This window comes from Symmachiella macrocystis, from assembly GCF_007860075.1.
GTDB classification, from domain to species: Bacteria; Planctomycetota; Planctomycetia; order Planctomycetales; family Planctomycetaceae; genus Symmachiella; species Symmachiella macrocystis.
In genome coordinates this window covers 21,072-35,240 of the sequence record NZ_SJPP01000001.1, presented here as the reverse complement: position 1 = coordinate 35,240, position 14,169 = coordinate 21,072, and the positions used below count along the sequence as shown (strand labels likewise).

General features: G+C 54.5%; 12 protein-coding genes and 1 other RNA gene. 7 read left to right on the top strand and 6 right to left on the bottom strand.

What is annotated here, in order from left to right; genetic code table 11:
• Positions 1–692: 692 nt before the first annotated feature.
• From CA54_RS00150 to CA54_RS00140, 3 genes are all read right to left on the bottom strand, one after another.
• A complete protein-coding gene (locus tag CA54_RS00150; protein WP_146368865.1) occupies positions 693–1,238 on the bottom strand; it encodes a hypothetical protein in 546 nt (181 codons plus the stop codon).
• Positions 1,239–1,351: 113 nt separating this feature from the next.
• The gene (locus tag CA54_RS00145) at positions 1,352–2,917 is read right to left on the bottom strand and encodes an HTTM domain-containing protein (RefSeq protein ID WP_146368864.1); all 1,566 of its coding nucleotides are present in this window, start codon (positions 2,915–2,917) and stop codon (positions 1,352–1,354) included.
• A gap of 58 nt (positions 2,918–2,975) precedes the next feature.
• Positions 2,976–3,623 carry a hypothetical protein gene (locus CA54_RS00140; protein ID WP_146368863.1) on the bottom strand — a complete coding sequence of 216 codons (648 nt, stop codon included), beginning with the start codon at positions 3,621–3,623 and terminating at the stop codon, positions 2,976–2,978.
• Between the two features lie 322 nt (positions 3,624–3,945).
• Between CA54_RS00140 and CA54_RS00135 the strand changes: the two genes are divergently transcribed.
• The 4 genes from CA54_RS00135 to CA54_RS00120 all read left to right on the top strand — a co-directional run bounded on the left by CA54_RS00135 (position 3,946) and on the right by CA54_RS00120 (position 8,492).
• Positions 3,946–5,328 (top strand): TAXI family TRAP transporter solute-binding subunit, encoded by a 1,383-nt coding sequence (locus CA54_RS00135; protein WP_146368862.1) that lies wholly within the window; start codon positions 3,946–3,948, stop codon positions 5,326–5,328.
• A gap of 90 nt (positions 5,329–5,418) precedes the next feature.
• A complete protein-coding gene (locus tag CA54_RS00130; protein WP_146368861.1) occupies positions 5,419–5,964 on the top strand; it encodes a 3'-5' exonuclease in 546 nt (181 codons plus the stop codon).
• Between the two features lie 403 nt (positions 5,965–6,367).
• Positions 6,368–7,033 (top strand): hypothetical protein, encoded by a 666-nt coding sequence (locus tag CA54_RS00125; protein WP_146368860.1) that lies wholly within the window; start codon positions 6,368–6,370, stop codon positions 7,031–7,033.
• A gap of 346 nt (positions 7,034–7,379) precedes the next feature.
• A complete protein-coding gene (locus CA54_RS00120; protein WP_197532083.1) occupies positions 7,380–8,492 on the top strand; it encodes a fatty acid desaturase family protein in 1,113 nt (370 codons plus the stop codon).
• 21 nt (positions 8,493–8,513) lie between these two features.
• Here CA54_RS00120 and CA54_RS00115 read toward each other — a convergent pair whose 3' ends face one another.
• On the bottom strand, positions 8,514–8,816 hold the full coding sequence (locus CA54_RS00115) for a hypothetical protein (protein ID WP_146368858.1): 303 nt from the start codon (positions 8,814–8,816) through the stop codon (positions 8,514–8,516).
• Positions 8,817–9,030: 214 nt separating this feature from the next.
• Here CA54_RS00115 and rnpB point away from each other — a divergent pair.
• Both rnpB and CA54_RS30115 read left to right on the top strand, forming a co-directional pair.
• An RNA gene (gene rnpB / locus CA54_RS00110) (RNase P RNA component class A) lies at positions 9,031–9,400 on the top strand.
• 66 nt (positions 9,401–9,466) lie between these two features.
• Positions 9,467–10,243, top strand: a complete 777-nt coding sequence (locus tag CA54_RS30115) for an SMI1/KNR4 family protein (protein WP_390816711.1) — start codon at positions 9,467–9,469, stop codon at positions 10,241–10,243.
• Positions 10,244–10,722: 479 nt separating this feature from the next.
• Here CA54_RS30115 and arfB read toward each other — a convergent pair whose 3' ends face one another.
• Complete coding sequence (gene arfB / locus CA54_RS00100; protein WP_146368856.1) at positions 10,723–11,142, bottom strand: alternative ribosome rescue aminoacyl-tRNA hydrolase ArfB; 420 nt, start codon at positions 11,140–11,142, stop codon at positions 10,723–10,725.
• Positions 11,143–11,182: 40 nt separating this feature from the next.
• Complete coding sequence (locus tag CA54_RS00095) at positions 11,183–11,611, bottom strand: GNAT family N-acetyltransferase (protein WP_146368855.1); 429 nt, start codon at positions 11,609–11,611, stop codon at positions 11,183–11,185.
• A gap of 376 nt (positions 11,612–11,987) precedes the next feature.
• Between CA54_RS00095 and CA54_RS00090 the strand changes: the two genes are divergently transcribed.
• On the top strand, positions 11,988–14,135 hold the full coding sequence (locus CA54_RS00090; RefSeq protein WP_146368854.1) for a terpene cyclase/mutase family protein: 2,148 nt from the start codon (positions 11,988–11,990) through the stop codon (positions 14,133–14,135).
• Positions 14,136–14,169 lie beyond the last annotated feature (34 nt).

Here is a 14,169-nt window from a genome sequence, read left to right as displayed (position 1 = left end):
TTGTCTAAGCAATCCTAGGTACCCAGACCCGCACGAACGCTCTAAGCCGATTCAGCGTCGTCGCCAAGGGTGGTTCCGAACCTGTAGCAGTGAGCGAGGTTTCTTCCGGGATTTGCAAGTGATCGCGAACCCGCACGGTTGAAACCTAAAGTTCGACTTATGTCTCTTGGGTGCGTCCTGAAGTCTTGTCGCTATGCAGAGTCGTTTCAATAGCATTGGGCGGAGTGGATGGTGGTCTGGCATCAGGGATATCCGGTCCATCCAGTACCGGTTCTAATGTACTGTTTCCGCAACGCGAGCAGCGAACCGATTCATCTTTTGCATAAGATGACATGATCATGCCGCATTTGCATTTTAAAAGGGCCACATACGACTCCCTATTAGTGATTTTCAATCGCTCGTATTAACTTAGTTAAGGTTTTTCCCTACCTGTTATATTGGCATATCGTCACCAGAAATTCATGATAAATACCAATGAAGCGGGGTATCCCTACCTATATTAGCCGTATTTGAACTCTTTAGGTGAATGTTTTCTCAGAGACACTAATGAGATAGGCCATGGGTGTAGTCTGTTTGTACCAGGGCGGAGTCAGCCTTCAGCGATCGACCTTGTCGCATCGCGCAGCATGCGGAATTTTGACGCCCAGGCAGCTGATATGCAGCACTTTAGAGGGGGCTGTCGCGGTGGCTCGCTACTGCCAAGAAAAGGGAGTGATTGTCTCTCCGGACGTTGGATGCAACCGCTCGACATCAATCACCTTCCAAGCCTCACCTTCGCGCTGCCAGGTGAGTTCCCACCGCGTGCTAAAGCGTTGGCGACCCACGGCGATGGCGGTCGCTTCGCCATTGGCGCGGAAGTGGGTCTTGGCGCGACTGCCTTCGGCGAGCAGTTCTACGTCTACATCAGTGATGCGGAGCGTGTTAATATCGGTGAGCATATCGCCGCCTTGGCGGACGTAGCCGCGAATCGGTTCCGCCTGTACCGAGAAGAATTCCAATGTGCCTTCGATATCAAGTCGGTGAAAGGCATCGGTCATCTGCAGCAGTTCACGTTCCACCAACTCCTCATCGGTTACGATCGACTCTTCCAGGACGTAGGTGGCTCCCCCCAGAACGAGCATCGCGGCAGCGGCGACTAAGAGGATTTTGCGGCGCTTTGAGGTCCAAATCGCAAAGAAGACGACCGCCAGGCAGGCAAACAAGACGATCGGCGGCCAAGGATTGTCAGTGAACCACATACGAAGCGCCTCGATCCGGGAAATTCCGATGCGAAATGATTTCAGTCTCGTTCGCTTCGCAAACGGGAGAGAAATAGCAGACGAACATCGATGCAGTTTAAGCGAACGTTTGCTTAGTTGGCAACCGGCGCCGGCAACTGCGATCCCTCATCCGACGGGAGCAAACGGAACTTCCGCCGCGAGATTTCCTGTCCACTGCTTTTGAGGACGAGCTCATAATCACCCGGCTCAAACGATTCGTCCAGGCGATAATTGAAAAAGACCCGCAAGTCCTCACGGGGCACGATTTGGCCGACGTGCGACACTTTCTTACCCTCCGAGTCATGCAAATTCACTTCGACCCACAAATCTTCGTGCGGCGGATTGAGTGCCGCTTGCACTAAAATCAACTCACCAGTCTGAAAAGTGTCGCGTTGGTTCAACAGGTGGTCAGCTACAATCCAATCCCCAACCTTGAAGGACAGAAACTTATCTTGTTCCCGTATCGAGGTGTCGTTACTCAGCATGTTGCGAACCTCTTCCTCGGGGATCCGCTCCAGCGTATACAGTCCGTCGGGATGCCGCACACCGTAGTGATCGAGTCGATATTCCAGGGCGACTCCCGCGACACTGAATAAGCCAATGGCAATCAGAAACGTGACAGCCGAGGCCACGCGGCGACCTGTCGATGCCCGCGGCAAAGCCGCACCTTGGCCCCATACGGAGATTCTCGTCGACATCCGCGCGAGCAGCGGAGAATGTCGTTTCCACCGTCGCCAACTCGCAGCGAGTCGTTGCACATCGTGTTGATTCAAAAACGACAAATAGATCGTCAGCATGATCGCAGGGAAAACGACCAATCCTAACATGAACACGGTTCCCAAATGGAACAGCACGCCGATTCCCAGCATCCAACCCCGCAGACGCCCACGCCATACACAGGCAAGAAACAACGCCTCCCAGATCACCGTGGTATATGCGGCGATAATCGAGACCATCGGATATTGCGAGAGATAGTCTCCCAACGGCTGATCGTAATAAATGTAGGTCATCAACCAATACTGCATTTGTTCGCCGCTGAAAAACGCCGGCGTATGCAACTTGGTGATCATGGCGGCAAAGTACATAATTGCGATTAACAATTGGATCAACCGTTGCGGCCAGACAGCGACTGTGGGAAGCTCGCGATGGGCTTCCCCGGGCCATGGAGACCGTTCACGGCGGCCTTTCAACCAAGCATCCACCGACCAGATTGCTCCCGGACGTGCCAAACAGAGCATCAAGATGACGTGCGTGGCGACCACTACATATTTTGTCGTGGAACTGATCCAGTCCAACATGCAAAAATAAGGGTATAGGACCAATACGATCGTCGTCGAGGTCCGAGTGAACCATCCCAAGGACATCGTAATCAGACTAAACACCAGCGCTGTGTAGAGCGCTACGACGATTGTCCCGGAAAACTCCGGCAGGTAGTTCAGATATCCGAACGATTGTGCCAAGGGCGCCGTAGCCCCATCGGTCGAAAATAGCTCGCGGGCATACGGCCAGCGCCGCGCGACGTCGAACATCATGACCAGCGGGAGAATGATCCGAATCATCGCCAAGCCGTAGGGGACTTCTTGGGCAAAGAAAAACCGGTCCCAGCTGCGTGCTAGGCTCGAAGATTCATTGCGAAGGCGGGCATATTCGTTCTTCATCGGATTCCTATTCCACAGAAGAGGGGAATGATCGTTTGTCGCAACGGCGACGCAGTAACTACTGCGCGTTCGGCGAGAGCTTGAAGGGCAGGGCGGGTGAATTGTCGCCGTGATTCTGTGTTGGACGCGTCACGATGTAAGGTGAATCGTTTGAGCGCGCATCTTGCCGCAGCCGCGGATTGTCGGTCATCACCCGCGCGACTTGTGACTCCAGCCACGAGTTGCGCACGCCCGTTGTCGTTCCATCGGGTGTGACTTCCGCTCGTACACGATAGTAAAATTGCACATCCTTTGGCTCTGCGTAATTCTGTGCCCAAACGTTGTCGGGCACATTGAATTTCTTGGGCCACGATTTTTCGACAACTAAAATACGTAGCATCGCTTCGTGCGAAGTGTGTCGTAAAATGTTGGCGGCAATTTTTCCGGTGAACATGTTGTGCGCGTCATAGTCCTGCCGCGGCCCCGTCGCGAACGGCACAAAGTCACCCCAGGGAGCAGGGGTCAGTCGATAATAATCGCCACTTTCCCCTTCAGCAATCAGGTGCAGTTCGCTGGAATGCGCCGACCAACCACAAAACATATCCCAAACGATGAAATACATTGCGGGGTGCGATCCCACGCCGAAGGTGAATGTATGCGCCAAAAAACCGACGGACAAAGCGCCGAGATAACAGCAAATAAAAGCTGTGGCTAACCACTTTTTCATGGGCGACATCCCTTCCTTGGTTGCCGGTTTCCGACGAATCGCCACGAGGCGCGGCGATCAAACGGGCGGGAATATCTTAAATTCTGCCAGACAGGTCAAGACGAGGTTGTCCGGAATTGTGCCACCCACCTCGCGTCCACCGCTTTACCCCGTCTGTAGGGGCGATTATCGTTTCCTTAAGAAACGGGAGCGATCCTAAAATATAGTCTCAGATTTTTTGCTCCACTTCGATTCACCTGACGTTGTCCTGATAGACTCTCTACTTAACGACGACTAAACCCCCTGGTTCCCATCACCCTGGTCACGACAAACGAGGCACCAAATGCGAAAAACCATCATTGGAATCGCTATTGTAGCTGCCCTGGCTACGATGCCCTTTCTGGTGCCCGCCCTCTACCACCAATTCACAGCCTTTCCCAAGTCGATCATGATTGCCAGTGGTCCTCAAGAAGGGCAATATCAACAAATCGCCGCGGATCTGGCAAAGGAGATCGAGGCGCAGTTGGGGATTGAGGTGAAGTTGGAGAAGGATACGCATGGTTCGCTCGACAATCTGCGGTTGCTTCGTCAAGGCGACGTAGATTTTGCTTTGTATCAACCCGGGACCGAACGCGTCCTGGACCCAAAACATTCCGATAGCAGCAAGTTACAACCACGGTTTGTCGCCAACGTTTATCCTGAAGTGACGCATTGGTTCGTCCGCCGCGGATCGGGAATTACGTCGCCGGGGGATCTTGTGGGGCGGAAGGTGGCGCTCGGCGAAAAAACGTCCGGCGACTACGCGATGAGCAAATTGTTGTTGAAGCACTTCGGCCTAAAAGAAACGGATGTCGACGCCCAGTATCTGAGTTTCGTCGATGTCCGTAAGCAATTCGCCACAGGGGAACTCGACGCTGCGTTTATGACCCTCGGCACGCACGCCAAAACCCTGACGCAGTTGGCCGAGGAAGAAACGTGCGACCTATTGACGATCCCCTATGCGGAAGCGTTCACTCGCAAACTCATCCTCCCCTCTCCGTATACGATTCCTGCCGGAATGTATGACTCCTATCCCTCGGCGTTTCCGCCGACCGACGTGAAGACCATTTCCATTCGCGCCAGCTTGTTAACGAACAACGGCGTCGACGCCAACTTGGTCGAGGCGGTGGCAAGTATATTTCTGTCTGAGAAGTTTTTGCTGGCAAATGACCTAGGAGATCTGGTGGATGGCGGCAAAGCGGTGGCCATGCAAAAACCGGAATTCGAGATGCATCCCGGCGCCACAGCTTACTACGACCCCGAGCTAAAACCGCTGCTGCCGACCGATTTCGTCGAGGCCACCGAGGGAATGCGGTCTTTTTTGGTCTCCTCAATGATTGCTGTGTTCCTGTTGTTTCGCTGGTACGCAGCAGCCGCTCGCCGCCGCAAAGAACATTGGTTAGATCAGTGCATCAAATCGTTATTAGAAATCGAACGACGACAAGTCGATCTCGATCAGAAATCAGGCACCGACGATTGCACGCGTCTGCAAAAACTACTCGACGAGGTCACCGACCTGCGGCAAGGCGCGCTGCGAAAAGTTTCGGCGCACGATCTCAGTGATGACCGCGCCGCCGATTGCTTTTTGGAAATGTGTCACGCACTCAGCGACAAAATCAACGCGAAAATTACTCGGCAACGCTTGGAACGAAAGTTCGAGGAATTGAGCGGTCGCTTAGGCAATTGACGACTCAGGTCTTGATGAGAGTCACAACGGCCCGCTACTCACAAATCTCAGCCAAGAATTCGATGTCGCAATAACGGAAGTGTGAACCCCATGGAAACCATTGGCCACTACCTTGTCGTCGATCTCGAAGCCACGTGCAGCGACGATGGTTCGGTTCCGCGTGATCAAATGGAAACCATCGAAATCGGCGCTGTCATGGTCGAAGCGACGAAATTGCTACCTGTCAGCGAGTTTCAATCATTCATCCGTCCCGTACGGCACCAGCAGCTTTCCGAGTTTTGCCGGGAATTGACTTCCATCACGCAACAGGATGTCGATGTCGCCCAGGGATTTGCAGAGGTCTTTGAGCAATTCGTCGCCTGGTCTCTTGGTTTTGCCGATCCGCTGTTCTGTTCATGGGGTGACTACGACCGGCACCAATTGCGTCAGGATTGCGCGCATCACGGTGTGGATTATCCTTTTGGCGAGGACCACCTGAACCTGAAGGCCCAGTTTTCTATCCGTCTGGGCATCCGCAAACGATTGGGAATGGCCAAGGCCATGACGCGCGTCGGTCTCGAACTAACCGGGACGCACCACCGGGGCATCGACGATGCCCGCAATATCGCGCGGCTGTTGCCGCACATCGTGCGCTAAGGCCGGCCGTGGCCCCATCGGCTGGTCAGCGCTTTAGCTTGCGCAAATTCAGCAAAACCAGCTGAGGTGACGCGCAGTCACTGTGCGGTGTCGAAATATGGGCGCATTGCCGCCCCGTGCGCCCATAATGTGACTACATTTAAATCAATATGACTGCTCGCAGGTTGGTTCGTCATTAAAAGGGCGTGTTTTGCAAGTTGTTTCTGGATAAGTGGTTACGGGTATGTTTTTGCAGGGCATGGGTTTTGGCATGCTCGTTGCTTTATGTCACTTACATATCCGGAAGTCAGAACGAGCCGGTCAGGAAACACTAGAGGTCGCCAAACAATAAAAGCTGGTCGTGGAGGACACGGGGGCACGAAGCGGCGGCGGGAAACACACAAAACACACAAGGGGAACAACGATGAAGGCTTTTCAAATCATTTTGACAGTGGCGGTCTTGGGTGGAATTGGCAACATGGCGGACGAAGCGAAAGCTCAGAACCCCATCGTCGGCGGCGGCAGCCAAACCGATGTCTACTACGATCCGTTCAACGATCACACCTACGTCAAACGCGAACGCGTCAGCGTGCGTGAGAGTGCCTTCGATCCCGGTCGGATGTACGTCGATCCCGGTTCGAAACGTTACATCGATCGCTACTTCCGTGACAACAACGGTCAGTTGGTTCGCGAATTTGGTTGGACCTGGACCAGCTACGGTCGTCCGCACGGTAAATTGACCCGCCAACGCGTCCGTCGTTACTCGAATCCCCACCCCGGTTGCAACCGGCCGGGACCGGGTGGTGTGACCATCGACGATCAAGATACGGTGGTCTTCAGCGTGGGGGGAAAGAGCCGACGTCCCAAAAACAACCGACGACCTAACTACAACCGTCGTCCTCGCAACAACCAGCGTCCCGGTGGCACGACCATCGATGATCGCAAAACCGTGGTTTTCGATGCCAATAGCCGCAACAACAACCGCAACCGTAACAACAATCGAAATAACAACAGCAACAAAAATCGGAAACGGACCGGGCGAAATCAATCCCGCAACGGTCGTCCCGCAATGTTCGGATCTTCCCGTTAATTCGGAATCAACTGTAGATTGGCAACAGGACCATTGAATGCGGCCGGCGAGACACTGTTTCTCGCCGGCCGTTTTTTTTGTAAATCGCATCTCAAAACGTCGCCGGGAATGCCATTTTCATGGCAAATTAGAGGCAAAAATCCTGTCTCAATATTCGCCTTGCTCGTTCTCTGGAATTCTCTTAGGATCCCCCTCAATTGGCCAGTCAACATCTCTGGCTCTGTGGATTTTATCCCTGTCATATCCCCGGATTGGCCCGTCCGCCGATCGCTCGAGAGGAGCGATTCTCATCGATAATTCGCCAAGTTTACGCCCTGGAAGCTACTACGCTAAAGAGCTAAAACAGGTGCTTCCGCCCGAGGTGTTTGAGCGGAATCCGTGGCAACTTCTGTGGCTGATCCCGCATTTGGCAATCATCGCCGCCTCGATCAGTGCCCTGTTATTGACCAATATCCATTGGGGTTTTCGTTTGCTGTTGTCCGCGGCGATTGGCCACAGTTTTGGGTGTTTGATGTATCTAGCGCATGAGATTTTGCATGGAACGGTCGTGAAAAACGGCACGCTGCAAAACTGGCTCAGCGGGATCTGCATGCTGCCGTACTGTATCAGCCCCGAACATTGGAAGGCCTGGCACAATCGCTCGCATCACTGTCATACGTCCAAAACCGGCCGCGATCCCGATTCGTTCGGCGACGTCTACATGAATCGCAAAGCCCCGTTTGCGAAATTCACGACGAAACTAGCTCCCGGCTCCGGCTATCTCCGCAGTTGGTTTTTCATGGGCTTTTGGTTTTCTTTCCATGCACTGGTTACGTTGTTCGTGCACAGCAAAGTGTTCGAATACTGGAAACCGGCACAGCGACGTAAGCAATTGGCACTCTTTTCGGCCATGGTCGCGTTTTGGGCCGGAGTCGGATACGCCGTCGGCCCCTACAATTTTGCCTTCATTTATCTGCTTCCCATGGTTGTGGCGAATTGTGTGCAGATGTTTTACATCAGCACCAACCATCTCTTCTGCGACGAGACGCAGGACGAGAACGATCCGCTCATCAATTCGCTGACCGTTTCGACGCCCCGTTGGGTGAGTTGGTTGCACCTGAATTTTGGCTACCACGTCGAACACCACGTCATGCCTTATGCGAACTCCAAACATGCTCCCAAGATTCAAGCGGCGCTTAAGGAACATTTTGGCACGCGGTACCACGAAATGCCGCTCCAACAGGCGCTGCGTGTGTTATACGAAACGCCTCCCGTTCATTTGAGCCGGCAGGAATTGGTCGATATGCGCACGGGCATTGTTTACAGCACGCTCGGCCCCAATGGCGAATTGCCCCATGTCGTGGATCAAGTTGCCGTTCCGGTCCGTCCGCGCAAACGCGTGAAAAACCGTCCCGCTGCTGTGGATGTTCCCGTGACGGAAACATCCCCGGAAGATGTCAAGCAAAATCGGGCCGCTTAGACGGGTACCGCTACGGACTTGCTACCAACCGTAGTAGTAGCCATAGGCAGGCTGTCGATAGACGACCAGCGGTCGCGGCCGGTAAACCGGTCGTGCATAAACCGCGGGTAAGGGCGCATAGACCACCGGCGGTGGATATTGGTAGGTGATGATCGGGGCCGGCTCCACCACCATGTACTGCGGGTAATACCACAGCGGCGGCTGCACGTAATACGAGGGGGGCGCGTAATAAATCACGTCGCCCGCTTTCGCCGGCTGCGTGTCTAAAGCATGCCCCACGGTGAACGCCGTCACCATCAAGGTCAGCATCAAGAATCGTCGCATCGTCCGCCCCCAGTTTTGAATATTCCGAGTGGTTGTCGCAACAGTGACGCTTTCACGTCCGCATCGCAAAGTGTACCGTCCGCCAATTGGCCGTTTCCAGTGTAAAAACGGATTTTTGGCAGGGGAAGGCATCACACTTGAACTGCTGCCCGCACGACGTCCTACGCTCCTGAGCTACCGCAATGCACGGGCGGGCGATATGATTGCAGGTTCCGGAGTGGGCTAAGCGATCGCTGCGAGACGACAGTCTCGGAGAGGAAAGTCCGGGCTTCATAGGGTACAGCGGTGGGTAACGCCCACCGTCCGCGAGGATCGGGAAAGTGCAACAGAAAGAATACCGCCCGCAAGGGTAAGGGTGAAATGGTGGGGTAAGAGCCCACCGCGAGGCGGGTGACCGTCTCGGCATGGCAAACCCCGCTGGAAGCAAGACCAAGCAGAAAGCAGTTCCGGGAAGTCCGCTTCCCGGGCGCGAGTCGTCCCGGCTCGTTACGACTTTCGGGTAGGTTGCTAGAGGCGGCGAGCAATCGTCGTCGTAGAGAAATGATCGCTCACGACACAACCCGGCTTACAGGCCCACTCCGGTTTTTTATTTTTGCGGCACAGATGTGGTAAGGATTCTTAGCCACAGATTGAACACAGATCAAACACAGATGGCAGCGCCCCGGAGGGTGCGTCGCGACGCACCTTTCTCGCATAGGACGTGTTGCATCACGTGTTCGAAGACGTGGCACAGCGAAAGCCCAAGTCGGTTTCAAAAAACCTCACGCAAAGCCGCCAAGAGTTTGCGGTACCGCCCGTCATGTACTCTGCGGCCTTTGCGCCTTGGCGTGAGGCTTTTTCGGCAATGTGATTTTGACTTCATTGTGTCGGATGAAGATACGGTCATGAAACTACATGGCAACGGCCGGTACAACCGGCGCTACGTCACTGAACGCCAAAGTTGTTCGTCGCAACCCAGTGATTTGAATCGTGATCGGATTGAAGCAATGGACCCAACTTTTTCAAGACTGGAAGCAGTGCTAAATTCCTGCTTCAACAGCGGTCCGGTATTAGAAGCAACTATAGCCTCGGCTGAAGTGGAGCTTGGCCTCCTGTTCCCGCCAAGCTACAGGTTGTTTCTTAGCCGTTTCGGTGCCTCGCTCGGGAACGGAATCGAAATCTATGGTCTACCCCCGTCTACAGATCCAGATCAGCCGCCCCAATGGTCCGATGTAATTACGGCAACCGTACGTCTTCGGCCACACAGTCTGCCTGAGAATTCCGTCGAAATCTCACACGACGGGATGGAATACGGCTATTTCCTGCAGTGTTCGACTTCAGACCCTCAGTTTGAAGGCCCTGTGATAGAATGGGGACCATCTCATGATGGCGGCCAAGTTGTGGCTCTCTCGTTCATGGAGTTCCTTCAGCAGCAATTGAGCCGATAACAATTTGATGCACCCGGGTTACCGTCGGGGCGGAATTTGAAATCAAGATCATTAGCCACCCTGCCGAAGAAGTGCAGAGTCACAATGATTCAATGGCGCGTACCTACCATGTCTTTGTACTGCAAATAGTCAAAGTTGTGCGGTAAGCGAATTACATGTGGCGGTTTCAGTTGATCATTGCGGATTGAGACGCTCTGGCAATTCTCCTGCAACAAAAAAACATTTGTTTCCTGTTGGGAATCACGCTGGCACGTCGTTCGGCATGGATCACACAATGCGACCGGAAGCGGTCGGTTTGGGGTTTTTAAGAGTCTCGTCGGAAATCTGTGTTTTATCTGTGTTCAATCTGTGGCTAAGAAAATAACGGTCACGCTTGATTGCGGTTCCGTTGCGCAAAAGGCATTGCGTGAGGCTTTTTTAAGTAGGTGCGTCCATTGTCCTCTGTGAGAACGGTGTATCGCGACACACCCTACGGGCTCTTATTCCATTTTGGGGGGGCGGCGGCTTTGTTTTTTTTCGGATTGGCGGCGTTTGTTGTCGATCCGTTTTTGGATTTTGGCGCGTGAGACTTTTTTGCGTTTGCGGACGGTTGGGGGGGCGGCGACTTCTAGCAGTAGCTGTCGCAGTTTGTCCAAGCAGTCCGCTACGTTGCGGCCTTGGTCGCGAAAACGTTGGCTGTGCATCACAAAATCGCCGTCGGTCGTCAGGCGGCGGTGATACGTCTTCATGAACCGCTCGCGGACTCCCTCGCTGAGGCTGGGGGAGGTGGCTACGCCCCAGCGGAGCGTTGCCTTGGTGTTCAGCTTATTGACGTTCTGTCCGCCCGGTCCGGAACTGCGGCTGAAGGTGAACGTCAATTCCCGTAGCGGGATCTGAATCGCCTGGTTGACGTACAACATGCCGGATTGCCTTTCGGGTCAGAAAACGCTGTGGCGGCGATCAGTCGTCGCGGGTTCGCACGAATAGAGCCTTCTTCTCGCCCGGCAGCGTGAAATCGAAGCCGCACGATTTGAAGAAGTCTTCCGACGAGGTGACCGCCATCACTTCGAGCACGTTTTTCGAACGTGCCAATTCGACACAGGTGCTGACCAACCGTTTGCCGATGCCGGTGCGTTGGAAATCGGTCGAAACGGCGAGGCTGCGAACTTCGGCGAGCTTGGGGGAATAGATTTCCAGAGCGGCGCAGGCGACGATGCGTCCCTCGAATTCAGCCAGAAAACAATGCGGAATCAAGCCCATCAATTCGTCGACCGTGCGCGGCAGCAGCTTTCCCTCGGTCACGAAGGGCGTAATGAATTCGGACAATGCATGCGCATCGCCGGTTTCGGCGTGGCGGACTTGGATTGCGGAAGCATCGAGGTTGGTCATTTTGAGATAGCAATACATCTGTCAGCGGAAAGCGGGCAACATCGGCACGGGGATGGTTTTAGTTATATCGATCCCTATTCGCCAAGCAAGGCAAGCTGAAAAACTGCTCGGAGCCCGCTGTCCGGATTCCTGGGACCGAGCCCACACAATCGCCAAAAAACCAATCACTGTTGCACCGTAACGATGGACGGCATAACATTTCGCCTCGCTGAGCAGCGTAGGTAATGGATGCGGCAGGCGCTACTTTTGCCGCTCCGTTTCACGGGTTCTCAAGTTAACAGTTCAATCGATTCATGAACGATTCGGTTGCGGGACACGCTTTGTCCGACGAGGTTCGCGTTTTTTGACCAGCTGAGGCCCAGGAAAGGGACCTGACATGGATGTGGGCGGGCAAGGGGACCATCGGTCTCGCTTTGAATACTCTGGAGCATCGCGTCCGGACAAAGATGCCGCCGGTACCACACAGCCCGAGCCGGAACTGAAATCGGGGCGGTTTGCCAGCGATGATTTGTTGGGGCAGACAATCGGCCGGACGCGCGACTATCTGCTCAGCCAGCAACACGAACAAGGGTATTGGGTTGCCGAGCTCGAAGGGGACACGATCCTCGAGTCGGAATACATACTGCTGCTCGCCTTTCTCGGTAAAACCGACACCGAGACCGCCCGTTTGGCTGGGAATTATCTTCTCAAGCACCAAACCCCTGCGGGAGGCTGGGCTGCTTATCCGGGCGGGCCGTTGGAAATTAGCGGTTCGGTCAAAGCCTATTTCGCTCTCAAACTGGTCGGGCATTCTCCCGAGGCGGAGTACATGGTCCGCGCTCGCGACGCGATTCTTGCCGCCGGGGGGGCTGAAAAGGTTAACAGCTTTACACGGTTCTATTTGGCGCTGCTGGATATCATCTCCTACGAGCAAGTGCCAGCAGTGCCGCCGGAGTTGATTCTGCTGCCGAACTGGTCGCCGATCAATATCTACGAAATGTCCGCTTGGTCGCGAACGATCGTCATTCCGCTGAGTATCCTCTGGGCGCATCGCCCCTGTCATCCGATTGCCGATGAACACCGCATCGATGAGTTGTTCGTCAACTCGCCGCAAGAGTTACCCGCCTCGATGGGCAGCTCCGAAACCTTGGATGCCATGCAATCCGACACCTGGTTGGATTGGGACAAGTTCTTTCGCCGCGTGGATTCCGGTTTCAAGTTCTTAGAGCGGAATCGCATTAAGCCGTTGCGGAAACGTGCACTCAAAAAAGCGACCGCGTGGATGGAGGAACGCTTTGCCGGATCGGACGGGTTGGGCGCCATTTTTCCGCCGATTGTTTGGAGCCTCATCGCGCTCAAATGCCTGGGACACGATGACGATTCGCCCGACGTTGTGCGAGCGATGGACGAACTCGACAAATTGATGATTCGCGACGAGGATTCGATACGCCTTCAACCCTGCAAGTCGCCGGTTTGGGATACGGCACTCACCACAATCGCGTTGCGGGACGCCGGTGTTTCAGCCGATCATCCGGCGATTCGACGTTCGGCCCAGTGGTTGCTTTCCAAGGAAGTGCGGCAGGCAGGGGACTGGCAGACACTCAATTCCCACCTGAAACCGGCCGGCTGGTTTTTTGAATTCAACAACCAGTTCTATCCTGACGTTGACGACACGATCATGGTGATCATGGCGCTGCGGAAAACCTTGCCGCCGGAACACGAAGCGGAATTTTACGCCGCCTACAGTGCGTTTGATGGAGAAATGGCAGCTGTGATTTCCGGGAATCAGCCACTCAAATCGGCTGCTGTTTCCCAAGTGGAATCGGTGCGACCGGTGCTAGAAGCCATCAATCGTGGGACGCGGTGGGTGTTGGGTATGCAAAACTCCGACGGCGGTTGGGGAGCCTTCGATGTCGATAATAACCGCGAAATCCTCACGCGCGTCCCCTTTGCCGACCACAACGCGATGATCGACCCCAGTTGGCCCGACATTGCTGCCCGCGTGGTGGAAATGCTGGCGCAGATTGGCTTCAGCAAAGAGCACCCGCAAATCATACGCGCGCTGGAGTACATCTTCGAACACCAGGAAACGGATCACTGTTGGTTCGGACGCTGGGGTGTGAATTATATCTACGGCACGTGGCAAACCGTCGTCGGCTTACGAGAGATTGGTGTTCCGGTGCACGACCCGCGGATTGAAGGGGCCATTGCTTGGTTGAAGTCGACCCAGCAGGACTGCGGAGGCTGGGGCGAGACACCGCAGAGTTACGACGACCCCAGTTTGCGGGGCCAAGGAGAAGTGACACCGTCGCAAACCGCTTGGGCCTTGTTGGGCTTACTCTCTGCCGGCGAAGAGAATTCCGTTGCCGTGCAGCGCGGCATCGATTATTTGATCGATACCCAATTGCCTGACGGGACTTGGGATGAATCGCAGTTTACCGGTACTGGATTTCCCCGGGTGTTCTACCTAAGATATCATTACTACCGGTTATATTTTCCATTGATGGCCCTCGGCCGCGCTGCCGCATTGCGAGCTGGCAAATAACGCGTGAGCCGCTCCTTTCATTCGATTTTCCCCG